Raw genomic sequence first — 23,277 nt, forward strand, 5'->3', positions numbered from 1 at the left:
ACTCACCTGTCCTTCGGATCGAGTGCGTCGCGCAAACCGTCGCCGACGAAGTTGATGCAATAGAGCGTGATCGAAAGCAGCGCCGCCGGACACAGCAAAATCCACGGCGAGGTTTCCATCACCCCTACGCCGTCCTGAATCAGCACGCCCCAGCTCGTCATCGGTTCCTGCACGCCGAGCCCGAGAAACGACAGCACGGATTCGGTAAGAATGACGCCGGGCACCGTGACGGTGGTATAGATCGCGACGATGCCGAGCAGATTCGGCACCACATGCCGCACGATGATGCGCGAGGTCGGCACGCCGATGGCGCGCGCCGCTTCCACGTATTCCTTCGAGCGAATGGCGAGCGTCTGGCCGCGTACCACGCGCGCCATGTCCATCCACGAGAACACGGTGATGGTGAGCACGACGAGATAGAACTCGCGGCCGAGCAGCGTGACCATGAGAATGGCGATCAGCAGGTACGGAATGGCGTACATCATGTCGACGAAACGCATCATCGCGTTATCGATCTTCCCGCCGATGAATCCCGCCAGCGCGCCCCACACGATGCCGAGCGTGACCGATGTCAACGTGGCGAGCGCGCCGATCACGAGCGACACGCGTCCGCCGATGAGACAGCGCACGAGCAGATCGCGCCCGGTTTCATCGGTGCCGAAGAGGTGCCAGTTTTCGAACGTGGGCGCGGCGCTCATGGCGTTCCAGTCGGCGGAATCGAACTGATTCGGCAAGAGCCACGGTCCGACTACGCAGATAAGCGTGATGACCGCGAGCAACGCGAGACTGACCACCGCCGCCTTGTTGCGCACGAAGCGTGCGCGGGCGTCCTGCCAGGGGCTTCGGCCCGCGACGGCCTGTTCCAAGAGCGGCGCTAAAGATACGGATTTCATTGGGCGCCCTTTAGTAACGGATCTTCGGATCGAGCCACGCATAGGCGAGGTCGACCAAAAGGTTGAGCAGCACGGCCACCACCGTGACGAGCACGACGAGTCCCAGCACCAGTGTGTAATCGCGGTTGGCCGCGCCGTTCACGATCAGCTTGCCGATGCCCGGCAACGAGAACACGGACTCCGTCACGACCGCCGCCGTGATCGAGGAAATCGCGAGCGGACCGAGCACCGAGACGACTGGAATGAGCGTGGGCTTCATCGCATGGCGAAGCACGATGGTGCGCATGGGCAAGCCCTTCGCGCGCGCGGTGCGGATGTACTGCGTGTTCATCACTTCGATGAGACTCGCACGCGTCACACGGCCCACGGTGGCGACGTTGATCATCACGAGCAGCGCGATGGGCAGCACCATGTAGCGCATCTGAAAGTCGTTCCAGCCGCCCGCGGGAAGCCATTTCAGCGCAATGGCGAACACGAGGATCAGTACCGGCCCGATCACGAACGAGGGAAACGCGTTGCCCGCGTTGCTCACGAACATGAGCGCGTAATCGATCATGCTGTTGCGCCGAAGCGCCGCCGCCACGCCGAAGGCGACGCCGATAATGATGGCGAGCAGCATCGACACGCCGCCGATGGAGAGCGACACCGGCAAGGCGCGCAGCACGAGTTCGTTCACGCTCCAGTCGGCATAGCGGAACGAGGCGCCCAGGTCGCCGTGCAACAAGCTGTCGAGATACAGCAGGTACTGCTTCCACAACGGCTCGCCGAGGTGATACTTCGCCTGCAGATTCGCGAGCACTTCGGCGGAAACCTTGCGCTCGCCGTCGAACGGACCACCGGGCGTGGCGTGCAGCAGCAAATAGCACACCGTGATCACGATGAGAAGCGTAGGCAGCGTGAGCAGCACGCGCCGCAATGTATAAGACCACATAGGTATCTCAGTGCTTGACGATGTAGAGGTCCTTGCTGCCGTAGTGATCCATCGGATTCTTGAGCGAATAGCCGCCTACGTAGCTCTTCACCAGTCGCGGCAGGCCGTATTGCAGGAGCGGCAGGAACGGATAATCCTCCATCACGAGTTTCGCCGCCTGCGTCTGCAACTGCGTGCGCTTCGCCTGATCGGTCGTCTCGCTGGCTTGCTGCGCGAGCGCGTCGGCCTTCGGATTGCAATTGAAGTTGTCGTTCTGCTCGGACTTGCACTGCACGAGCGTGAGGAACGTGGTGGCGTCGTTGTAGTCGGCGACCCAGCCATTGCGCGCGATCTGATAGTCGCCCTCGTGACGCTTCTTGACCAGAACCTTGAATTCCATCGATTCGATCTGCGTGTCGAGGCCGAGCTTGGTCTTCCATTCCGACGCCGCGAAAATCGCCATTTTCTTGTTGTAGTCGCTCGTGTTCATGGCGAAACGCAGCTTCGTGCCGAGTTTCACGCCGGCTTGTTCGAGCAGTTTCTTCGCTTCCTCGACGCGCTTGGACATCGGCCAGGCAGACCAGTCATATGCCGATACATCCGCGCCCTGCACGCCCTTGGGCATCAACCCGTACATGGGCGTCTGGCCGTCGGCGGTCACGCGCTGCGCGAGCAGATCGCGGTCGATCACCATTGACAAGGCCTTGCGCACGCGCACGTCCTTCAGGAGCGGATCGCGATTGTTGAAGCTGTAATAGCGCGTGCCGAGGATCAGCGAATTGCGAATGTCGTTCGGAAACTGCTGGCGATACTTGGCAAACGTGCCAGTCGGAATCTGATAAGTCATGTCGTTATCGCCCGACTGGAAGAGCTTCACGTCCGTGTTTTCGTCCTCGACGGGCAGATAGGTCACTTGCGTCAGCTGCACATGTTCCTTGTCCCAGTAACTCGCGTTCTTCGTCAGCACGAGCTTGCTGTTGACCTGCCAGTCCTTCAACTGAAACGCGCCGTTGCTCACGAGCTTGCCCGGCTTGGTCCAGTCTTTCCCATATTTCTCGACGCCCGCGCGATACACCGGCGCAAAGTTCTGATTCGACATCAGTTCCGGGAGGAACGGCACGAGGCCAGCGGTCTTGACTTCGATCGTATAGGCGTCGATGGCGCGCACGCCGAGCGCGTTAGCCGGCTTCTTGCCCGCGACGATCTCGGCGCCATTCAGGAGAAACGGCCCGAACACGCTCGCATAAGAAGATGCCGTCTTCGGGTCGATGAAACGCTGCCAGCCGTACGCGAAATCGTTTGCGCTGACAGCCTCGCCATTGGACCAACGGGCGTTCTTGCGCAGATGGAAGAGCCAGGTGGTTGCGTCCTTCTGCTCCCACTTTTCGGCCACGCCCGGCACCACGGTGCCGTCCGCGTTGGCGGCGGTGAGGCTCTCGAACAGGTCGCGCGTGACGTTCGCCGCCACGACCGTTTCGACCAGCGCGGGGTCGAGCGTTTCGACTTCGGAGCCGTTATTGCGCACCAGTTCCTGCTTGGCGGCAAGCGTAACGCCCGACGGCACGATGGCAGCGTGCGCCGACATCGTGAAGGCCAGCGCCGCGAGCATCGCGAGAGCGTATTTGGGCGTAAGTGAGGTCGTGCGCATTGCGTTTTCCTTCTTGTCTCGTTGTCTTGGTTATCGTTGCTGTTGCGCCGGTCGTTTAGTTCGGCTGCACTAAACAATTGGCTCAACGAATCATCATGGCTAGATTCGTAGAGCCCGAAGCACTGCCCCCGCGCGCCGCGGCCAGCCTTTGGCTTACGCCGGGCCTTTCATCGCGCTTCTAGGTTGGCGGCGAGTATTTCGTATCAATAAGACGGATGCCACTCACATGTCGTTATAGTGACTAAATTTTTCGAATACTCGTGCGAATTGTTGGCAAAACACACACGGTCGGCATGCGTCAAAGCGCAGCGAAAAGGCAGTAAAGCATTGTTTCCTATAAGATCTGCGTCCTCGCAGTACCGAAACTGCACTACCAGAGCCGCTTGACAAAGCCGTCCCCAAAATGATTCGTTTTCGCCAGATCGAGGCATTCCGTAGCCTCATCATGACGGGCACCAGCGTCGGCGCCGCCCGCAAACTCCATGTGACGCAACCGGCCATCAGCCGCCTGATTGCCGATCTCGAAGCCGATCTCGGCTTCAGCCTCTTCAGCCGTATCGGCGGCCGTCTGAATCCGACCAACGCGGGCCTGCGCTTCTATAAGTCCGTCGAGGAAAACTTCCTCGGGCTGGAGCGCCTGAAACAGGTCGCGCAGATGATCCGCGACGAAGCCTCGGACGGCCTGACCGTCGCCTGCATGCCGGTGTTGGCCACCACGTTGTTGCCGCCCGTGCTTGCCGACTTCATGGAGCGTCATCCGGGCGTGCCGATCAAGGTGGATTCGGTGAAGGTGCCCGAGGTGCTCGTCAGCCTGCAAAATCACACCGCCGATGTTGCCTTGAGTCAGGCATTTCCCGCGGTGGCAGGCATTGAAGTCGAGACCTTGCTGAAAGCGCGTGCGCTTTGCGCCATGCCCGCGTCGCACAGGCTCGCTGCGAAGAAGATCATCCGTCCGGACGACTTGCGCGGCGAGAAGCTGATCGGCTGGCTGCCCAATGCGCGGCAGCCTTACGAGGCGGAGCAATCGCTTATTTCGGCGACCGAAGAAAGGCCCCGCTATACCGTGCTCACCGACACTGCCCACACGCGCTACGCGATGGTCGCGGGCGGTCTGGGCGTGTCGATCGTCGAGCCGTTCGCGGCCAAGGTCTGGCGCTCGCACGGCGTGGTCGTGCGGCCGTTCGAAACCGATATCGAATATGAATACGCGCTGTCGTATCCGGGCAGCGGCATTCGTTCGGATCTCGTCGCGTCGTTCAGGGAATCGGTGCGGCGCGTGGTCGAGACTTATTCGTTCGATGCGTAGCGGCTTCGTTCGAGCGTGGCGCGCGGTTCACCCGCGTTTCGATGCGTAGTGAATTCTTCGCGGCGCTCGCGCCGACAAGCGCGCTTCGTAGCTGGCGAATTCATCGTGGCGCGTCGTTCCGACGGACGCGTGCTCCACGCGAGCCGACTCGTCGCGCGTATCGTAAGCGCGTCAGATGGGCGTTGAAGAATCACGCCCCGCCAAACAACGCCTCCGCCCTCCGCTGCATCTCTTCCGGCGACACATCTTCGCGGTGCGTTGCCACCCACCACACATGCCCGTACGGATCGCGGATCTTGCCGCCGCGATCGCCATAGAACTGGTCTTCGACCGCGCGCAGAATGGTCGCGCCCTGGTCCACCGCGCGCTGGGCAACGGCATCGACGTCATCGACATAGAGATGCAGCATCACCGGGCTGCCGCCTATGGAGAGCGGGCCTTTCACATCCATCTCCGGAAATTCGTCGCACAGATAGACGACCTTGCCGCCGATAGACAACTCCGCATGCCCGATGCGCCCGCCCGGCTGTTCGAGCCGGTAGATCTCGGTAGCGCCGAACACCTTCGTATAGAACTCGATGGCCGTCACGCCGCCCGCCACCGCGATGTACGGGATCACGCCCTGACGGCCGGCGGGGATGGGATCGACTTGTGCGTTCATGTGCGTCTCCTGGTTTCACTTCGACGTGAGCAGATGAACATGTTGCCACTGTTTGCGGCCGGTTTGGGCGCGGCTTGCGCGCCGCCCGACGCCGCCCGCGAATGCTCCGTATACTCTTGGCTGGCGCAACCTGTCCCGTTCATAAAACAACCACACTGGAGCACTCATGCACGATCTGAAAGGCAAATCGATCCTCATCACCGGCGCGAGCACGGGTATCGGCGCGGCGGCGGCGCGTGCGTTCGGCCAATACGGCGCGAATGTCGCGGTGCACTACAACAGCTCGAAGGACCAAGCCGAGCAAGTGGCGAGCGACGTGCGCGCGCTGGGAGTCTCGGCCGTCACCGTGGGTGCGGACGTGCGCGATTCGAAGGCCATCGATGCCGCCGTCGCCGCGACGGTCGAAGCCTTCGGCAAGATCGACGTGCTCATCAACAACGCGGGAAGCCTCGTCAAGCGCGAGCCGATCGGCGACGTTACCGACGAACTCTTCGACGAAGTCATGCATATCAATGCGCGCTCGGTGGTTGCATTCACGCGCGCGGCGCTGCCCTCGCTGCGTTCGAGCGGCGGCGGTTCGATCATCAACGTGACCTCGGTCGCGGCGCGCAACGGCGGCGGTCCGGGCGCGCTGCTTTATGCGGCGTCGAAAGGCTTTGTCAGCACGATCACCAAGGGCATGGCCAAGGAATTGATGGGCGATCGCATCCGCGTGAACGCCGTCGCGCCCGGCGTGATCCAGACGCCGTTTCAGGAGCGCTTCACCTCGCCGGAACAGCTCGAATCCTTCCGCAAGTCAATTCCGATGGGCTTCATAGGCGAGCCGGACGACTGCAGCGGCGCGTTCCTCTATCTCGCCTCCGAGGCGATGTCGCGCTATGTGACTGGCCAGATCATCGACGTGAACGGCGGTCAGTTGATGCCTTGAGCGCATGATGCGGCGCGTGCCATTTCTTGGCGCGCCGCGAACATGGTATAAGCGCTTACAACCCCGAAAAGCCTAAGGAGAACGCAGGAGATGCAGTCGAAAAGAGAACCGCGCTTTCGCACGCTCGCATTGAGCGCCATCGTTGCCTCGGCGCTTCTGGCGGCCGGTTTCGTCGAAACCACGCCCGCCGTTGCCAAGACCGCGGACACTCAGCCGCAAGTCCTCACCGCCTCGGCCGTGGCGGTTGCCGACAAGTTCGCCGCCGACACCGCCGAGCAAATCCTGAAGCAAGGCGGTAACGCGGTCGATGCAGCCGTCGCCATCGCCTTCACGCTCGCGGTGACTTATCCGGAAGCGGGCAACATCGGCGGCGGCGGATTCATGACGCTGTACGTGGATCATCGTCCGTACTTCCTCGACTATCGCGAACGCGCGCCGCTCACCGCCACGCGCAACATGTATCTCGACGACAAGGGCGAGGTCATCAAGGGCATGAGCCTTTACGGACATCGCGCGGTCGGCGTGCCGGGCACGGTGGAAGGCATGTGGCAGGCGCAAAAGCGCTTCGGCAAGCTGAAGTGGAAGCAGGTGCTCGCGCCCGCCATCAAGTATGCGGAAAACGGCTTTCTCGTCGACGATCAACTGATTTCCCGGCGTGACGCCGCATCGAAGGATTTCGCCGGCAAGACGAATTTCGATCTCTACTTCGGCGGCATGAAGGCGGGTCAGGTATTCAAGCAGCCCGATCTCGCGGATACCTTGCAGCGCATCTCCGACAAGGGCGCCAAGGGCTTCTACGAAGGCAGAACGGCCGAGCTGATCGCCACTTCCATGGCGGGCCACGGCCTCATCACGTCGCGCGATCTGAAAGACTACAAGGCGGTCTGGCGGCAACCGATCGTCGCGAGCTGGAACGGCTATCGCGTGATCACCGCGCCGCCGCCGAGTTCGGGCGGCGTCGGCCTCGTGCAGTTGCTCAAGATGAAGGCGGACCTGAAGGACAAGTTCGAAGGCGTGCCGCTGGATTCGGCGCAGTACATTCACCTCGTCGCGGAAATCGAAAAACGCGTCTTCGCCGATCGTGCGCAATATCTCGGCGATCCCGACTTCTACAAGGTGCCGGTCGCACAACTCACCGACGACGACTACATCCTGAAACGCGCACAGGAAGTGAATCCCGACAAGCCCTCGGAGACGAAGAGCGTGCTGCCGGGCCTCGGTACATCGATGCCCGAGAAAGCGGAGACGACGCACTTTTCTGTCGTCGACAAATGGGGCAACGCGGTGTCGAACACCTACACCATCAACGGCTACTTCGGCTCGGGCGTGATCGCCGAAGGCACGGGCGTCGTGCTCAACGACGAGATGGACGACTTCGCTTCCAAGCCGGGCGTGCCGAACATGTTCGGCGTGGTCGGCAGCGACGCCAACGCCATCGAGCCGAAGAAGCGGCCGCTGTCTTCCATGACGCCGACCATCCTCACGCGCGACGACAAGGTCGCGATGGTGATCGGCACGCCGGGCGGCTCGCGCATTTTCACGTCGATCTTCCAGGTGCTCTCGAACGTCTACGACTTCAACTTGCCGCTACCTGAAGCCGTGGGCGCGACGCGTTTTCATCATCAGTTGCTGCCGCCGGACACGATCTACCAGGAGCCGTTCCATCAGCTCGATCCGGAAGTCGTGAAGCAGCTCGAAGACAAGGGCTATAAGTTCACGATGCAAGGCTTCAATGGCGACATTCAGGCTATCCGCATCAACGGCGACACGCCCGAGCCCATGTCCGACCCGCGCGGACGCGGTGTATCGCGAATCATGCAGTAATGGGTTTGTCAGGGCGTACGTGACGAAGCGTTCACCCCCGACGCCGGCCTAGGCATTTGCCCTAGTCCGGCGTTTATCGTTCTGGCGGGAAGCCCCAGCCAGCTTAGGACTCTCAGAAATATAAGAATGTTGGCATGAGCGGCATGTTTTCCACGGGATTGGACCTCGCGTTGCGTTCCCATAGTCTTTGTCCTGACCGAGTGCAGCCATCAGCGGCGAGCACGAGGCTACATCCAGAACTAAATACGAGACGACCCTGACGACGGACCGCAGTGCGCTTGATTGCGCGCACGGTCGACCGTTTCAGCGTGCTGATAAAGGAGCAGCTCATGTTGGAATCCCCCGCCCAGCAGCTTGGCGACATCGACATTTCCCCTATCGAACGAGAGGACACGGCACCGACCGCGAGCGGCGGCTTTCTTGACCGCTACTTCGGCATATCGCTCGCTGGCAGCACGGAAAAGACCGAAGTGGTCGCGGGCATCACGACCTTTCTCGCGATGGTCTACTCCGTGTTCGTCGTGCCGGGCATGCTCGGCAAGGCCGGTTTCGATACCAGCGCGGTGTTCGTCGCCGTGTGCCTCACGACCGCGTTCGGCTCGCTGCTGATGGGCGTATGGGCGCGTCTGCCTATCGCGATTGGTTGCGCCATCTCGCTGACCGCATTCACCGCGTTCGGTCTCGTGCTCGGCAAAGGCCTCTCGCCTGCCATCGCACTGGGCGCCGTGTTCCTGATGGGCGTCGTTTTCACCGCGATCTCCGTGACTGGCGTGCGCTCGTGGATCTTGCGCAATCTGCCGACGGGCGTCGCGCATGGCACGGGCATCGGCATCGGCTTGTTTCTGCTGCTGATCGCGTCCAACGACGTCGGCCTGATCGTTAAAAATCCCGCGCCGGGCATGCCGGTTTCGCTGGGCGCGATCCGCGCGTTTCCCGTGCTGATGTCGGTGCTCGGCCTGGCGGCGATTTTCGGGCTGGAACGCCGGCGCGTGCCGGGCGGCATTCTGCTCGTGGTGGTCGGCCTGTCGGCTATCGGCCTGATCTTCGATCCGTCCGTGCGCTTTCACGGCGTGTTTGCGCTGCCTTCGCTCGCGACGCCGGGACACGCGTCGCTCATCGGCGCGATGGACATCAAGGGCGCGCTCTCGATGGCCGTGCTGCCGAGCGTGCTCGCACTCGTGATGACCGCCGTGTTCGACGCCACCGGAACGATCCGCGCCGTCGCGGGCCAGGCGGGTCAGATCGACGCCAACGGGCGCATCGTCAACGGCGGACGCGCGCTGACGGCCGATTCGCTCAGCTCGATCTTCTCCGCATGCTTTGGTGGTGCACCGGCGGCGGCGTATATCGAATCGTCGGTGGGCGTGGCGGCGGGCGCGAAGACGGGGCTTGCGGCAACGGTCGTCGGCCTGCTCTTTCTCGCGGTGATGTTCCTTTCGCCGCTCGCCGGTCTCGTGCCCTCCTACGCGACGGCGCCCGCCTTGATGTACGTCGGCCTGCTCATGCTCGGCAACGTGAGCAAGCTGCACATGGACGATACCGTCGACTCCATGTCCGGGCTCGTATGCGCCGTGTTCATCGTGCTGTCGGCGAATATCGTCACCGGCATCATGCTTGGCTTCTGCACGCTGGTGATCGGGCGGATCGTGGCGGGCGAGTATCGCAAGCTGAACGTGGGGACGGTCGCGATCGCGATCGTGCTCGCGGTGTTCTATCTCGGCGGCTGGGCGATCTAGACGTCGCCATCCGATGCGACAACGGCGCGCTCTCCGTGAGGAGGCGCGCCGTTGTCGCTCTGGCGAGCTGCGGTACGCGCTCGCAAAAGACAAACGCCCCGGGAGCCATTCGCTTCCGGGGCGTTGCTTTGAAACTCTGACCGGGTACTGTCCGACTTACTTGGTGCGGCGATACGATTCGACGAGCATCTCGCAGTTTTGCAGATGCAATTGCAGCGCGCGATTCCACTCACGGCGCACCGTTGCCTTCGCCGAGCGCAGGAACGAACCGAACGAAACGAACAAAGATTGTTGAGCGGTGGTTTTCATGGCGTCTCTCAGGTAAAGAATCAGGGTAACTAGCTAGGGGATAACCCTAACTATACCCTTTTCATGCTGCATTGCAACCAAATCTTAAAAAGCGTCGCTCTGGTTTGGATTTTTGCAACAGGAATTTGCTGGATAGTAGGTAAATTTAACGAACGTCGCAGCGCCGGCGTGTACTGGCTCGCTTCTTGCAACCGCCACGCGAGGCGCGGGCGTTCTCCAATGGTTTCCGATTGCTCGCGCGAAAGGCCAGATAAAAAGGCCAGACAACAGAAAGCGCGAGCACATGCCAGAAAAAACCACGCAAGCCGTGCCCGCCCGCATTCCGACGGGCATCGAGGGAGTTGACGACATTCTCGGCGGCGGATTGACGCCGCATCGCATGTATTTGATCGAAGGTGCGCCGGGTGCGGGCAAAACGACTCTCGCCTTGCAGTTCTTACTCAAGGGCGCGGAAGTCGGCGAGCCAGGTCTTTATGTGACGCTTTCGGAGACGAAGGAAGAACTCGTCGCCGTGGCCGAAAGCCATGGCTGGGACACGAAGCGCTTTACCATCATCGAACTTCTATCGGACGAAGGGCTCGACCCGCGTTACGAGCAGACCGTTCTGCATCCCGCTGAAGTGGAACTGGGCGAAACCGTGCGCGATGTCATCGCGCAAGTGGATGAAGTGAAGCCCGCGCGACTCGTCTTCGACAGCTTGTCCGAGTTGCGCATGCTCTCGCAAAACCCGCTGCGTTATCGCAGACAGATTCTCGCGTTGAAGCGTTACTTCGCGACGCGCGCCTGCACCGTCATGCTGCTCGACGACAACACGTCCGAGCCGGGCGATCTGCAATTGCACAGCATCGCGCACGGCGTGCTGTGCCTCGACAATCTCGTGCACGACTACGGCGGCGAGCGCCGGCGCCTGCGGATTGCGAAGATGCGCGGCATCAAGTTTCGCGAAGGTTTTCACGACATGACGCTGAACACCGGCGGCATTGAAGTCTATCCGCGTCTGATCGCGTCTGAACATCACGCCGATTTTTCGGCAAAGCCGCTCAGCACCGGCACGGCCGGGCTGGATGCGCTTCTCGGCGGCGGCCTCGTGCCAGGCACTAATACGCTCATCGTCGGGCCGTCGGGCGTGGGCAAGACGACCACCGTGACCTCGTGTCTGCTCGCCGCGCTCGAACGCGGCGAGCCGTGTGTCTACTATCTTTTCGATGAAACGCGCACCACGCTTTTGCGGCGCTCGACGAGCCTCGGCATCGATCTGCGGCCGCATCTCGACAGCGGCTTGCTGAACTTGCGCCAGGTCGATCCCGCCGAAATATCGCCCGGAGAGTTTACGAGCAGCGTGCGACAGAGCGTCGAACAGGGCAACGCGCGCTACGTTGCCATCGACAGCCTGAACGCGTATCTGCAAGCGATGCCCGGCGAGCGCTACCTGCTCCTGCAAATGCACGAACTGCTCACCTATCTGAACCAGCGCGGTGTCATCACGATGCTGGTGCTGGGGCAGCATGGAATCATCGGCGAAATACAGAGCGACGTGGATATCAGTTATCTCAGTGACGTGGTCCTGCTGTTTCGCTACTTCGAGCGTCAAGGCGAAGTGCTGACGGCGCTGACCGCCGTGAAAAGCCGCGCGAGCGGCCATGAGCGCTCGATTCGTCAATTTCAGCTGGGCGCGGGCGGGCTGAACGTCGGCGAGGCATTGCGCGACTTCGAAGGCATTCTGAGCGGCCTGCCTTCGTACAAGGGCGGCACGGCCATGCTGGTTCCCGACACCAGTCACGCGGGCTCCTCGGGGAACTAGCGCCATGGAGTTTCGCGTTCTGATAGTGGCGCCATTCGGCCGCGATGCCGACGTAATCGCCGATGTCCTCGCATTCGATGACCGCGATTGCTTCGCGTGCGCCGATTCGGTTTGCCTCACCGCCGAACTCGACCGCGGCGCGGGCACTGCCATCGTCACCGAGGAATCGCTCAAGAGCGACAACGGCGAAGTGCTCGCCGCCTGGATCGACCGGCAACCGGCGTGGTCCGACTTTCCCATCATTCTGCTTTCAGGACGCGCAACCGAACGGCGCTCGGCGGCGAGTATCGACATGCTGGAGCGTCTTGGCAACGTGCTCGTCCTCGAACGTCCGCTGAACTCGGAGACCTTGCGCCGCGCGGTGATGTCGTCGCTGCGGGCGCGTGCGCGCCAGTACGATGCGCGCCGGCATCTCGCGGAGTCGGAGCAGCATCTGATCGCGCGCTCGAAGGCGCAGGAAGCGCTCGAACGGCTCAACGACTCGCTGGAAAGCCGTATCGCCGAACGCACCCAGGAACTGGCATCGGCAAATAATCGCCTGATGCGCGAAATCCACGAGCGCGCCAAGGTGCAGGCCGTGCTCGTGCAGTCGCAAAAGATGGAGGCGCTCGGGCAATTGACGGGCGGCATCGCGCATGATTTCAACAATCTGCTGAATGTCATCATGGCGAACGCGGAATTGATCGCGCGAATCAGCAGCGACGAGCGCGTGCGCAAAATGGCCGCGACGACCAAGCGCGCCACCGAACGCGGCGCCAAGCTCACCGCGCAGTTGCTGACGTTTTCGCGCACCAGCAATCTCGATCTGAAAGCGGTCAACGTCGCGTCGCTTTTGCAAGGCATGCGCGACATCATCTCGATCTCGCTCGGCTCGTCGATCGCGTTCACCACGACCTCCGATTCCGAAGATCTCTGGACCCAGGCGGATGCCAATCAGCTGGAACTGGCCGTCCTCAATCTCACGATCAATGCGCGCGACGCCATGCCCGGCGGCGGGCGCCTCACGATCCACGCGGGCGAGCGCCCCGCGCCCGACGAAACCTTCACGGCAGGACGCTACGTGGTCATCCGTGTGAGCGATTCGGGCTCGGGCATCGAGCCAGGCGTGCTGTCGCGCGTGTTCGACCCGTTCTTCACGACCAAACCAGTCGGCAAAGGGACGGGGCTCGGCTTGAGCCAGGTCTACGGCATCGCGCGGCAGGCGGGCGGCGTGGCGCGTATCGAAAGCGAACCGGGCAAAGGGACGAGCGTCGAAATCTGGTTGCCGCTGGGCGCGAAGGATTTGCAGGAAGCCGACGTTGCGCTCAAACCCGAGGACAGCGCATCGGGCGCGAAGCGCATCCTCGTGGTCGAGGACGACGAAGACGTGCGCGAGATGCTCGTCGAATGCCTGCAGACGCTCGGCTATTCGGTGACGCACGCCTGCGACGGCCCCAACGGCCTCAAACGCCTGCCACTGGACCATCCCGATCTGATGATGGTCGACTTCGCGATGCCCGGCATGAACGGCATGGAGGTGATCGCGAAAGCGCGTGAACTGCGTGCCGATCTGCCGGTGATCCTGGCAACGGGCTATGCGGACGTCGATGTATCGAAGATCAAGGAAAAGCGCTTCGCTGCGCTGCGCAAGCCGTTTCAGCTCGATGAACTCGCGCGCACGGTGCGTATTGCGCTGGACAACTGAAGCCGCCGCGACAACGTGACGGTTACACGGCGTTGAACGCTACTCGTGGATCGTATAACGATTCTGCGGGCCGCCCGTGTAGAGACCCTTCGCCAGTTCGAGAATGCGTTCGCGATTACGGTCGAACGTGGCGAGTAGCGCCATCTCACCCGTGCCCATGCCGGGATTCAGCGCGGCAAGCATCTTGTCCTCGACCAGAAAGCTGATCTCGCGCTTGCTGTCGTAACCCCAGAAGCACACGCCGTGTCTTGCGGCGTCGTAGCTGCGGCTGGGGTTCGGGAAGTTGAGGACTTCCGCGGGCTTTCCCATCTAGACACCCGGGCCCACGTAACGCCACTTGCTCGCGTTGACGTCGATAAGCGCGTCATTATCGCGGCGCTTTTGAGCGCGCTCGCTGTCCGCGTTGCTCAGCGCCGATGCACGCGACTTCTGCGCGATCGTATATTCGCTTTGTTTGACGGCCACGGCGGGATTGACTTTGGGTCTCGTTGTCATGCTGGTTCCAGTCCGGAAAGAGAAAACATCGGGACTCGGTGGTGGGCGTCTGACTTCCACTTCGATGGCGAAGTCAGAATAGAGCGTCGTCGCGCCATGCACCGAGGACAGCTTGAACGAATGTCGCGCTAAGGCTATTTCTTCTTCACGGATGCGCTGGCTTCCGCGCTCTTCTTGGGCGTGGCCCACGATACAGCCGCTGCCGGCGACTCTACTTTCTTCGGCTGTTTGGGCTTTTTAGCCTCTTTATTTCCGCGTACCTGACCTTTTGCCATGATCCTGCTCCCCGACTTGCACAGACGCGAAGGCGACTGCTGCGCCACATAGTGTGGGCGCTTTCGGAGGAACTGTCGCGATTTATTTTTTTACCGGCAGTTTTGAGAGAGTGGAAGCACGGCTCGAAGCCTTTTCGAAGCTTTTATAGCATGCCTTAATATCAAGCCGAAACAGCCTCATTCTGCTTGCTCCTTCCCGATACCGTTTGCTTTTCGCTCGCTTTGAGCGCATGGTGAGGCAGCATCACTACACGTTGAAACTGCCCTGATCCGCATTTGTCCAGTACTGGCGGCAGCGCTTATCGAGCAAGTTTTCTGACTGTCATTTCACGAGACACGTCGCACCAAGCCACGTGCATTTGACAACGTGTTCGCGTTTCATGGCGAGCAAACCTTCGACGAGTTGCCGGTCTCGAAAGAGCCGGTATCGGAAGAACTTCGCTGGCGGCGCGAAACCAGCCAAAGCCAGTTTTCCGACAACGAAGGTGAATCTATGTGGACCTGCATACGATGCAGCGGCAGGATCTCGCGCGCCAAGGCCGAAGCTAGCGTCGACAGCTTCGGCTGCTATTTCATCTGCAAGGTATGCTCGCGCCGTAATACGCTCGTGGATGTCTCGCTTCCCGCCGGGCCGACCCTGCTTGCGCAGGCGCCCGACAGAAAGCCGCGCTGGGTTGCCCGGCCGGCTATTCTGTTTTCATGATCGCGGTCAGGCGCCGCAAGCTAGTGTCAAGAAATCAGCGTGTCATTGCGCTGGCGTGTCGGGCGCGAGTTGCACGCCCTTTTTGAAGATGAAGCAGCCGTAGCCGCGCGCTTCGCTCGTCTGAATCACGCAATAAGCCTGTTTGGCGCGCTCGTAAAAAGCGAAGCGCTCGACGGGCGCGAGCGGAACGGCGCGGCCTTCGGCGTCGTCGACTTCGCGTTGTACTTCACGCTGTACGGCAGGCAGCGCATCCGGGTCGCCGACCACTTCCATGCGCTCGGCGGGATGATCGACGAACGTATCCAGCGGCAGCACAGACAACACGGCCCGCACCGCACGCGGCGCGTTGATGCCGTCGAGACGCAGCAATTGTCCGCGCACGGTCTGACGCGCGACGGAATCGCCGGGAAAGTTGGCGTCGCAGATGACGACTTCATCGCCGTGGCCCATCGCGCAGAGTGCGTGAAGGATGTCGGCGTTGAGCAAGGGATCGAGATTCTTCAGCATGTTCCTGTCGTTCTCCGTGGACATTGAAACCGGGTTTGCCGACGTATGGTAACCGCGTGGGACGACTCGTCGGCAACTTCAAGGCACGAGCAGGTCGCCTTCGCGCCGGACTTCCGCGCCCGCGATGCGCGCCACCAGCATTCCCGCCGTCGCGAACCGCGTCCAGTGCCGCGCGTACAACACGCCGTCGCTCTGCGCGATGAGCGGCACGAGCTCGTCATGGAGCGGATCGAGCACTTCAGCGACGACATCGCCCGCGCACACTCTCTCTCCAACTTCGCGCGCATGCAGAATCACGCCGGAGATCGGCGCGTGAAGGTAGTCGCATCCGGCAAGCGGCGTCGGCGGATTGGCGAGCGCGGGCAGCGCGGGGGCATCGCCCGAAATAAAACCCGCGTGCGTCAGATAATCGACGATTGCCTGTGCATCGCGCGAGGCGGTTTCGCGCGATACGTCGCGCACGCCGCGCAGTTCGAGAGTGACGGTTGCCGCGCCCCGAGGAATGGGGAAGCGTCCGGCGAACGCGTCACGCAGATAACGCCACGCCGATACGCACGCTTCGTCGAACGGCTCGCCGCCCGAAACGTCCGCGAGCAATTGCGCCTCGCTGCCTAGATAGCGCGCAAGCGGTTCGATCCGAACCCAGGCCTCGGGCGTCGTGTAGAGATGCGCGACGGCTTCCCAGTCGCAATGCATGTCGATGATGAGATCGGCATCGCAAGCCAGCGTCATCAGCGCGATGCGCTGCGATTCGAGTTCGGTCGCGGGCTCGAGCGCCGCGAACGTATCGCGCAAGGCGGCGCGGATGGCGCGGGCGTTGTGCGTTTCATCGCCAGTCAGGTGTTGCTTGAGTCCATCGACGAGCCCCGGCCCAAGCGCGGGAAAGCGCCGGTTGAAATCCTGTCCGGACTGCATGTCGAAGCGGCCCATTTGCGTGCCGAACCAGTGCTGATTGAGCCCGGCCGGATTCGCCACGGGCACGAGCACGATCCGCGCGTTCAGGCGCCCCGCCGCTTCCAACTCCGCGAAATGCCGCTTGAGATACCACGCGACCACCATGCCCGGCAGTTCGTCGGCGTGCAGCGATGCCTGGATATAGACCTTCGGCCCATGTTCCGCGCCGAAGGCGTAGCTCGTGATCGCGCGCCCCGTTCCAGGCGAAGCGGCGACGAGCGGATGGTGCGTGACCTGCATGGAATGAATTGCCTCGTAAAAAAAGAAAGGCACCGCAAGCGATGCCTTTTCGGTCGATACTCGGAACGCTAAACGCCAGGGCGCTTACTGAATCGAGATATCGGTGGCGAAATACTTCGCCATGATGCGCTTGAACGTGCCGTCCTTCTTGATCGCGTCGAACGCCTGGTCCAGGCCGTTCTTCAGATCGGCGTCGCCCTTGCGCAAGCCGATTGCCGTGCCCGGACCGATGATCGCCCGGTCTTCGACAATCGGCCCAACGAGCGCGAACGCCTTGCCTTGCGGCTTCTTAAGAAAGCCGATGGCGGCTTGCGCGGCATCGGTGAACATGGCGTCGATACGGCCCGCGACCAGATCGTTCTCGACCTGATCCTCATCGCCGTAAGGCACGACGGTCACACCCTGCGGTTCCCACTTCACGCGCGCATAGTGTTCCTGCACCGTGCCCTGTTCGACGCCGACGCGTTTGCCCTTGAGCGCCTGCGGCGTCGGCAGAATGCCCGAGCCCGCGCGCGCGACGAGTTGCGCGTGGGTATCGTAGAGCGGCTGGGTGAAATCGATCTGCTTCAGGCGTTCTTCGGTAATGCCCATGTCGGACAACACGGCGTCGAACTTGCGCGCCTTGAGGCCGGGAATCATGCCGTCGAAACTGTTTTCGACCCACACGCATTTGACCTTCATCTGCGCGCAAAGCGCATTGCCGAGGTCGATGTCGAAACCGGCCAGCTTGCCATCCGCCTGCTTGGATTCGAACGGCGGGTAGCTGGGATCGACGGCGAAGCGGATCTGCGTGAGTTCCTTGGCGTGAACGGAAACCGAGGTGACGGCGAGTGCTGCGAGCATCGCGGAGAAAGCGAACGATGCGGACTTGCTGACTGACTTCTTGAACGACATTCCAATCCTTCGAGACTTGCGGTAAAAATTGACGCCGGAGCGATTACTGCCAAGCGCGTGACGGGTCGACGAAACCCGCGGCGCGCGCCGGAAAACCGTGAATGGTAGCAAAACCGCATGCGTCGATGCTCATGGCACGACGGTCAGGAACAGGAACGCCGCGAAGATCACCAGATGCACGACGCCTTGCAGCACGGTCGAGCGCCCGGTGCCGAGCGTGATCACGGAGACGAGCAACGTCACCGCGAGCATGGTGATCTCCTTCGGCGCGAGCCCGAGGGAGATAGGCTGGCCGATGAGGATCGACACGATCGCAACCGTGGGAATGGTCAAACCGATGCTCGCGAGCGCCGAGCCTAGCGCAAGGTTCAAACTCGTTTGCAGCCGGTTCAGACGCGCCGCGCGCAATGCCGCGAGACCTTCGGGCAACAAAACGAGCGCGGCGATCACCACGCCGACGACCGCCTCGGGTGCACCGGCTGCCGCGACGCCCGCCTCGACCGCAGGCGACAAGAGCTTCGCCAGCCCGACCACGGACAAAAGCGAAAGCACGAGCAGGCCGAGCGCGGTCCATGCGGCGGCGTTGGTCGGCGGCGGCGCATGGGGCACGTCGTCTTCCGTGGCGGTTAGCTTGACGACATCCGGCACGGCTTGCAAAAAGTAGTCGCGATGCCGGATGGTCTGCACGAACACGAACACCACATACAGCACGAGCGAGATCACCCCGACGAACACGAGTTGCGAAGTGGACAAACCCGGTCCCGGCACGGTGCTCGTGAAGTTCGGCAGGACGAGCGTGAGCACGGACATGGCGCAGAGAATGGCAAGCGCGGCGCTTGCGCCCTGCAACTGAAAATCCTGCACGTGATGCCGCATGCCGCCGATCAGCAGACACAGCCCCATGATCGCGTTGCTGCAGATCATGATCGCGGCGAATACGGTGTCGCGCGGCAAGCCGGCTTTTTCGGGGCCGCCGGACAGCATGACGGAGACGATCAGCGCGACTTCGATCACCGTCACCGCAATGGCCAGCACCAGCGTGCCGAACGGCTCGCCGACGCGATGCGCGACTACTTCGGCATGATGCACGGCCGCGAACACCGCGAACGCCAGCGCGATGGCAGCCAGCGCCATGAGCGCGGTGTTGTGAATGAGCGCGGTGGCCACGAGCACGACGAGCGCGAGAATCGGGGTGATGACGGTCCAGTCGAACTTGAGTTTCAATGGGCGCTCCATGCGAATCAGGTAAAGGGGTCGTCGGTTCATGGCGAAGTGCCACCATGTCCGACCCGCCTGCGCGACGAAGGTGCGCTGCAAGGGCGATGAAAGCGCCGTGACAAAGGGCCGCGGTCCATCGGCATGATAGCGAAAACGCCGCGCGGCGCGAGACTGTCGAAGCGAGCGCTGCGCTCGGCTTCGTGCTGAAGAATTGGCGTATTTGTCGGAGAATAAGCGCTGTTGCCGATTGTCCCGTCGTCAGCGGCCCTGCCGCCAAACCGTCTCAGGAAACGGAGATCCATGCTCGTCGCGCCCAAACCCCCGACCGAAGCCGCCCGGCTCGCCACGCTGCGCTCGCTGAATATCCTCGATACCCCGCCGGAAGAGCGCTTCGACCGTCTCACGCGCCTGGCGCGGCGTCTGTTCGGCGTGCCGATCGCGCTCGTGAGCCTGATCGATGAGAATCGGCAGTGGTTCAAGTCGTGCATCGGTCTCGATGTGCCGGAGACTTCGCGCGATGTGTCGTTCTGCGCGCACGCCATTCTGCATGACGACGTGTTGATGATTCCCGATGCGCGCATCGATACGCGCTTCCATGACAATCCGCTCGTGACTGGCGCGCCCGGCATTCGGTTTTACGCGGGGCATCCGCTGACGGTGCCCAATGGCAGCAAGTTGGGCACGCTTTGTCTCATCGATACCCGTCCCCGCGAATTCGACGGCGAAGAGCGCAGCCTCTTGCGCGATCTCGCGCATATCGCGGAACAGGAGATCGCGGCGATCGAACTTGCAACCGTCGATGACCTGACGCTCATTGCCAACCGTCGCGGTTTCGAAGCGCTAGCGCGGCATGCGCTCAATATCTGCAAACGGCTCGATCGGCGCGCGTCGCTGCTGTTTTTCGATCTCGACGATTTCAAGCGTATCAACGACACCTTCGGTCACGCGGAAGGCGACCGCGCGCTCGTCACTTTCGCCGATGCCTTGCGCGCTTCGCTGCGTGCAAGCGATGTCATCGGCAGGCTTGGCGGCGACGAATTCGTCGCGCTCCTGACCGACGCGAGCGACGAGGAAGCCGCCCACGCGCTCGAACGTCTGCGCGCAAAGCTGGCTGCGCACAATGCTTCGGCCACACGCGGTTACGAGATTCGCTTCAGCGTTGGACAGACGCAGTTCGATCCCGCGCAGCATGCGAGTTTCTTCGACCTTCTGATTGAAAGCGACAGCAAAATGTACGCGCATAAGGCCGAGAGGAAGAACGCGGCGCGGCATTAAAAAACGCGGACGGTCGAGATAACCGGTCCGCGTCTTTTCACTCAAACCACGCCTCGAACGCTCAGGAAACCAGTTCGGCGTTCAGCGTAATCTTCGCGTTGCCCGCAAACAGCTTCGACACCGGGCAGCCTTCCTTCGCGGCTTGCGCGGCCTTGTCGAATGCAGCCTTGTCCGCGCCGGGAATCTTCGCCTTCAGATCGAGTTGACACGCGGTGATGGTGAAGCCTTCGCCGTCTTTGTCGAGCGTGACGGTCGATTTCGTTTCCAGGCTTTCGGCCTTCAGACCCGCGAGTTCGAGTTGCAGCGAAAGCGCCATCGTGAAGCAGCCAGCGTGCGCCGCGCCGATCAACTCTTCCGGGTTCGTGCCCGGACCTTCCTCGAAACGCGACTTGAAGCCATACGGCGCTTCGTTGAGCACGCCGGTTTGCGTCGAGATGAAACCCTTGCCGTCCTTAATGCCGCCGCTCCACTTCGCCGATGCTGTCTTTTGCATGAAAGTTCTCCAGAGATGGGGTGAAATTGCGTTGACTGGCGCCAATGGCGCGTGACGCATGCGGCGCTGAGTTCGCACGCGCCGTGCCTGACGCTCGATGACGGGTGCTGTCGGACGCGGCGCATCCGCTTGTGTTTGCTCCTGGACGCCGCGCCTGCCCTATCGTAGCGGATCGCCGGCGCATGCGCAGACGGCGTGCAACATGCGCTGCATACTCGGATGCAACATCGCGGCAATTTCATTCATATGGTCAAAAAGAGGCGCATCCCTTAGCATGACTGCCTCCCGGCTCAACCTGACCGACACATGAACGTAACGGCACGACTTGACGAGCGCGCGTCCTGACATGGGACCGCTGACAGAACGTATCGACGAAGACAGAACGCTGCCCGAACGTGTCGACGTGGTCGTCGTGGGCGGCGGCGTGATCGGCATCAGCACCGCGCGCTCGCTGGCGGCCAAGGGCTTGTCGGTGGCGGTGTGCGAGAAAGGGCACATCGCGGGCGAGCAGTCGAGCCGCAACTGGGGCTGGTGCCGCGCGACACATCGCGACCTGCGCGAGCTCGAACTCAGTCTCGAGAGTCTGAAGCTGTGGCGTCGCATCGATGAAGAACTCGGCATTGACACCGGCTTTCGCGAGTGCGGCATCCTCTATGCCGCCGACGACGCCAAAGCGCTCGCCGATCACGAAGCGTGGCTCGCGCGCGCGGTCGCAAAAGTCGGCCGCGACGCGCTCGACTCGCGCATCATCTCCGCCGATGAAACCGCCGCGCTGATAACCGGCGCGTCACGCCGCTTCGCGGGCGGCATCTACACGCCCGGCGATGGCCGCGCCGAACCGCAACGCGCCGTCCCGGCGATGGCCGCCGCGCTGCGCAAGCGAGGCGTCAAGATCCTCACGCCCTGCGCCGTGCGCGGCGTGGAAACGAGCGGCGGCAAGGTCAGCGGCGTGGTGACGGAATACGGACGGATCGCGTGCACGAGCGTGGTGGTCGCGGGCGGCGCGTGGACGCGGCTCTTCGCGGGCAACCTCGATGTCGATGTGCCACAGCTCATGGTGCGTTCGTCGGTCATGCGCACGGCGCCGCTCGAAGGCGGTCCCGACGTGAGCGCGTGCAATCACGCGATGGGTTATCGCAAGCGGCTCGACGGCGGCTATACCATCGCCAACGCATTCCGCAACTACAGCGACATCACGCCCGACAGTTTCCGGCTGTTCTTCAAGTTTTTGCCCGCGCTCAAAAGCCAGCTCGGCGCGCTCAAGCTCGGCTTCAACGCGCGCTTCTTCGAGGAACTACGCCGTCCGCGCCACTGGCCGCTGAATCGGCCGACGGTATTCGAATCCGTGCGCACGCTCGACCCCGCGCCTGTCGAGGCTTTCAACCAGCGCGCGCTCGACGAATTTCGCGCGGTTTTTCCGGCGCTTGGCGCGGTGAAGGTCGAGCAGTCGTGGGCCGGCTATATCGATGTAACGCCCGATGCGGTGCCGGTCATCTCGGGCATCGACGGAACGCCAGGGGTGTTCATCGCCACGGGATTTTCGGGGCACGGCTTCGGCATCGGTCCGGGTGCGGGTCGGTTGATGGCGGATATCGTCGCGAACGACACCCCGCTCGTCGACCCGCGCGCCTTCCGTCTGTCGCGCTTCTTCGACGGCAGCAAGATCGAGCTCGACGGCGGGTTCTGAGCCGGCGAATCTTGAACGCGCCGCGCCATGCCTACATCGACTCGCAGCACGCGCTAACATACCGGTTTTGCGGTTTTGTCCTTTCCGGGCGCGCGCATGCATCGCCCTGTATTCGAGGTTTTTTCATGGCAACCACGCCTGTTTTGTATGTCGATGTCTGGTCGGACTTCACATGTCCTTTCTGCTACCTGGAAACACCGGTGCTCGATCAGTTCGCCAAGGCGTATGGCAACGCAGTAGAGCTTCGCTGGCACGCGTTCGAACTGCGTCCCGAACCCACGCCGCTGCCTGATCCGAATAGCGAACAAGCCCAGGACGCCTGGGAAAACTCGGTGGTTCCGCTTGCCGAGGAGCGCAACGTGTTGATGCGTCCGCCGCCCGTCGCGCCACGCAGCCGCAAGGCGTTCGAGACCGCGCTTTTTGCGCAGGAATCGGGGCGCTTCGATATCGTGCATCGCGCGATCTTCAGGGCTTACTTCGAGGAAGGTATCGATATCGGCGATCCGGACGCGCTCATCGATATTGCCGCGACATGCGGCATCGATCCGGAGTTGCTCGAAGAAGCGCTCGACGAAGGCACCTACACGGACCTCGTGATCGAAGACGAAGAGTTTGCCAAGCAACTGGGCGTGAGCGGCGTGCCGTTTGCCGTGCTATCACGCGAAGCCGCGCCGGGCAAGGAACCGCCGCCGCCCATCGCGTTGCGTGGCGCCGCGCCGATTCAGCACTTCGAGAATGCGGTCGAGCGATTGTTTCCGGATGGCTTTCCGAGTTGATCTTCGAGGTAAGCGGGCGATGCGGGGCTGGCATGCGCTCGGCCACGACGCCGACGACGC

Annotated in this window: 22 protein-coding genes; 10 read left to right on the forward strand and 12 right to left on the reverse strand. The window is 62.2% G+C overall.

The genetic code is table 11. The features are described from left to right. Positions 1–2: 2 nt before the first annotated feature. Genes NCR40_RS17415 through NCR40_RS17425 form a run of 3 tightly spaced genes read right to left on the reverse strand, consistent with a single transcriptional unit; the run spans position 3 to position 3,451 of the window. Complete coding sequence (locus NCR40_RS17415; RefSeq protein WP_250467162.1) at positions 3–893, reverse strand: ABC transporter permease subunit; 891 nt, start codon at positions 891–893, stop codon at positions 3–5. Positions 894–903: 10 nt separating this feature from the next. Beyond that, positions 904–1,824, reverse strand: coding sequence for an oligopeptide ABC transporter permease OppB (gene oppB / locus NCR40_RS17420; RefSeq protein WP_244829572.1), 921 nt, complete (start codon positions 1,822–1,824; stop codon positions 904–906). Between the two features lie 7 nt (positions 1,825–1,831). Then, the gene (locus NCR40_RS17425; RefSeq protein ID WP_250510090.1) at positions 1,832–3,451 is read right to left on the reverse strand and encodes a peptide ABC transporter substrate-binding protein; all 1,620 of its coding nucleotides are present in this window, start codon (positions 3,449–3,451) and stop codon (positions 1,832–1,834) included. Between the two features lie 403 nt (positions 3,452–3,854). Here NCR40_RS17425 and NCR40_RS17430 point away from each other — a divergent pair, with 403 nt between their 5' ends. Next, the gene (locus NCR40_RS17430) at positions 3,855–4,757 is read left to right on the forward strand and encodes a LysR substrate-binding domain-containing protein (protein WP_250510091.1); all 903 of its coding nucleotides are present in this window, start codon (positions 3,855–3,857) and stop codon (positions 4,755–4,757) included. A gap of 190 nt (positions 4,758–4,947) precedes the next feature. Here the strand turns inward: NCR40_RS17430 and NCR40_RS17435 are convergent, their stop codons facing one another. Next, the gene (locus tag NCR40_RS17435; protein ID WP_250510092.1) at positions 4,948–5,418 is read right to left on the reverse strand and encodes a VOC family protein; all 471 of its coding nucleotides are present in this window, start codon (positions 5,416–5,418) and stop codon (positions 4,948–4,950) included. 166 nt (positions 5,419–5,584) lie between these two features. Between NCR40_RS17435 and NCR40_RS17440 the strand changes: the two genes are divergently transcribed. From NCR40_RS17440 to NCR40_RS17450, 3 genes are all read left to right on the forward strand, one after another. Then, positions 5,585–6,346, forward strand: a complete 762-nt coding sequence (locus tag NCR40_RS17440) for an SDR family NAD(P)-dependent oxidoreductase (protein ID WP_250510093.1) — start codon at positions 5,585–5,587, stop codon at positions 6,344–6,346. Positions 6,347–6,436: 90 nt separating this feature from the next. Then, the gene (gene ggt, locus NCR40_RS17445; RefSeq protein ID WP_250467169.1) at positions 6,437–8,170 is read left to right on the forward strand and encodes a gamma-glutamyltransferase; all 1,734 of its coding nucleotides are present in this window, start codon (positions 6,437–6,439) and stop codon (positions 8,168–8,170) included. A gap of 329 nt (positions 8,171–8,499) precedes the next feature. Next, complete coding sequence (locus tag NCR40_RS17450; protein ID WP_244829561.1) at positions 8,500–9,906, forward strand: NCS2 family permease; 1,407 nt, start codon at positions 8,500–8,502, stop codon at positions 9,904–9,906. A 156-nt stretch (positions 9,907–10,062) separates the two neighbouring features. Here NCR40_RS17450 and NCR40_RS17455 read toward each other — a convergent pair whose 3' ends face one another. Beyond that, complete coding sequence (locus tag NCR40_RS17455; protein WP_244829554.1) at positions 10,063–10,215, reverse strand: hypothetical protein; 153 nt, start codon at positions 10,213–10,215, stop codon at positions 10,063–10,065. A gap of 283 nt (positions 10,216–10,498) precedes the next feature. Here NCR40_RS17455 and NCR40_RS17460 point away from each other — a divergent pair, with 283 nt between their 5' ends. Both NCR40_RS17460 and NCR40_RS17465 read left to right on the forward strand, forming a co-directional pair. Then, positions 10,499–12,016 carry an ATPase domain-containing protein gene (locus tag NCR40_RS17460; protein WP_250510094.1) on the forward strand — a complete coding sequence of 506 codons (1,518 nt, stop codon included), beginning with the start codon at positions 10,499–10,501 and terminating at the stop codon, positions 12,014–12,016. Between the two features lie 4 nt (positions 12,017–12,020). Continuing rightward, entirely contained in the window at positions 12,021–13,700 is a 1,680-nt protein-coding gene (locus NCR40_RS17465) for a response regulator (RefSeq protein ID WP_250467170.1), read from the forward strand. 39 nt (positions 13,701–13,739) lie between these two features. Here the strand turns inward: NCR40_RS17465 and NCR40_RS17470 are convergent, their stop codons facing one another. Beyond that, positions 13,740–14,009: a DUF1488 family protein gene (locus NCR40_RS17470; protein ID WP_250510095.1), complete on the reverse strand. Its 270-nt coding sequence runs from the start codon at positions 14,007–14,009 to the stop codon at positions 13,740–13,742. After that, positions 14,010–14,384: a hypothetical protein gene (locus NCR40_RS17475; protein WP_250510096.1), complete on the reverse strand. Its 375-nt coding sequence runs from the start codon at positions 14,382–14,384 to the stop codon at positions 14,010–14,012. 453 nt (positions 14,385–14,837) lie between these two features. On the opposite strand from NCR40_RS17475, the gene NCR40_RS17480 reads away from it, so the two are divergent. Further along, on the forward strand, positions 14,838–15,173 hold the full coding sequence (locus NCR40_RS17480; RefSeq protein WP_250510097.1) for a hypothetical protein: 336 nt from the start codon (positions 14,838–14,840) through the stop codon (positions 15,171–15,173). 42 nt (positions 15,174–15,215) lie between these two features. Here NCR40_RS17480 and NCR40_RS17485 read toward each other — a convergent pair whose 3' ends face one another. The 4 genes from NCR40_RS17485 to NCR40_RS17500 form a co-directional block, all read right to left on the reverse strand. Beyond that, the gene (locus NCR40_RS17485) at positions 15,216–15,680 is read right to left on the reverse strand and encodes an RbsD/FucU family protein (protein ID WP_244829546.1); all 465 of its coding nucleotides are present in this window, start codon (positions 15,678–15,680) and stop codon (positions 15,216–15,218) included. Between the two features lie 78 nt (positions 15,681–15,758). Continuing rightward, positions 15,759–16,874 (reverse strand): succinylglutamate desuccinylase/aspartoacylase family protein, encoded by a 1,116-nt coding sequence (locus tag NCR40_RS17490; protein WP_250510098.1) that lies wholly within the window; start codon positions 16,872–16,874, stop codon positions 15,759–15,761. A gap of 84 nt (positions 16,875–16,958) precedes the next feature. Further along, positions 16,959–17,768, reverse strand: coding sequence for an ABC transporter substrate-binding protein (locus NCR40_RS17495; protein ID WP_244829543.1), 810 nt, complete (start codon positions 17,766–17,768; stop codon positions 16,959–16,961). Positions 17,769–17,897: 129 nt separating this feature from the next. Then, positions 17,898–19,004 (reverse strand): calcium:cation antiporter, encoded by a 1,107-nt coding sequence (locus NCR40_RS17500; protein WP_409014897.1) that lies wholly within the window; start codon positions 19,002–19,004, stop codon positions 17,898–17,900. 282 nt (positions 19,005–19,286) lie between these two features. Here NCR40_RS17500 and NCR40_RS17505 point away from each other — a divergent pair, with 282 nt between their 5' ends. Continuing rightward, positions 19,287–20,261, forward strand: a complete 975-nt coding sequence (locus tag NCR40_RS17505) for a GGDEF domain-containing protein (RefSeq protein WP_250510100.1) — start codon at positions 19,287–19,289, stop codon at positions 20,259–20,261. A 61-nt stretch (positions 20,262–20,322) separates the two neighbouring features. Here the strand turns inward: NCR40_RS17505 and NCR40_RS17510 are convergent, their stop codons facing one another. Beyond that, on the reverse strand, positions 20,323–20,754 hold the full coding sequence (locus NCR40_RS17510) for an OsmC family protein (protein ID WP_244829538.1): 432 nt from the start codon (positions 20,752–20,754) through the stop codon (positions 20,323–20,325). Between the two features lie 346 nt (positions 20,755–21,100). Here NCR40_RS17510 and NCR40_RS17515 point away from each other — a divergent pair, with 346 nt between their 5' ends. Next, positions 21,101–22,441, forward strand: a complete 1,341-nt coding sequence (locus NCR40_RS17515; protein ID WP_250510101.1) for an NAD(P)/FAD-dependent oxidoreductase — start codon at positions 21,101–21,103, stop codon at positions 22,439–22,441. Between the two features lie 125 nt (positions 22,442–22,566). Next, positions 22,567–23,217 carry a DsbA family oxidoreductase gene (locus NCR40_RS17520; protein ID WP_250510102.1) on the forward strand — a complete coding sequence of 217 codons (651 nt, stop codon included), beginning with the start codon at positions 22,567–22,569 and terminating at the stop codon, positions 23,215–23,217. The last annotated feature ends 60 nt before the right edge of the window (positions 23,218–23,277 follow it).

The sequence above is a fragment of the Caballeronia sp. GACF4 genome, assembly GCF_023631025.1.
In the GTDB taxonomy this organism is placed as follows: domain Bacteria; phylum Pseudomonadota; class Gammaproteobacteria; order Burkholderiales; family Burkholderiaceae; genus Caballeronia.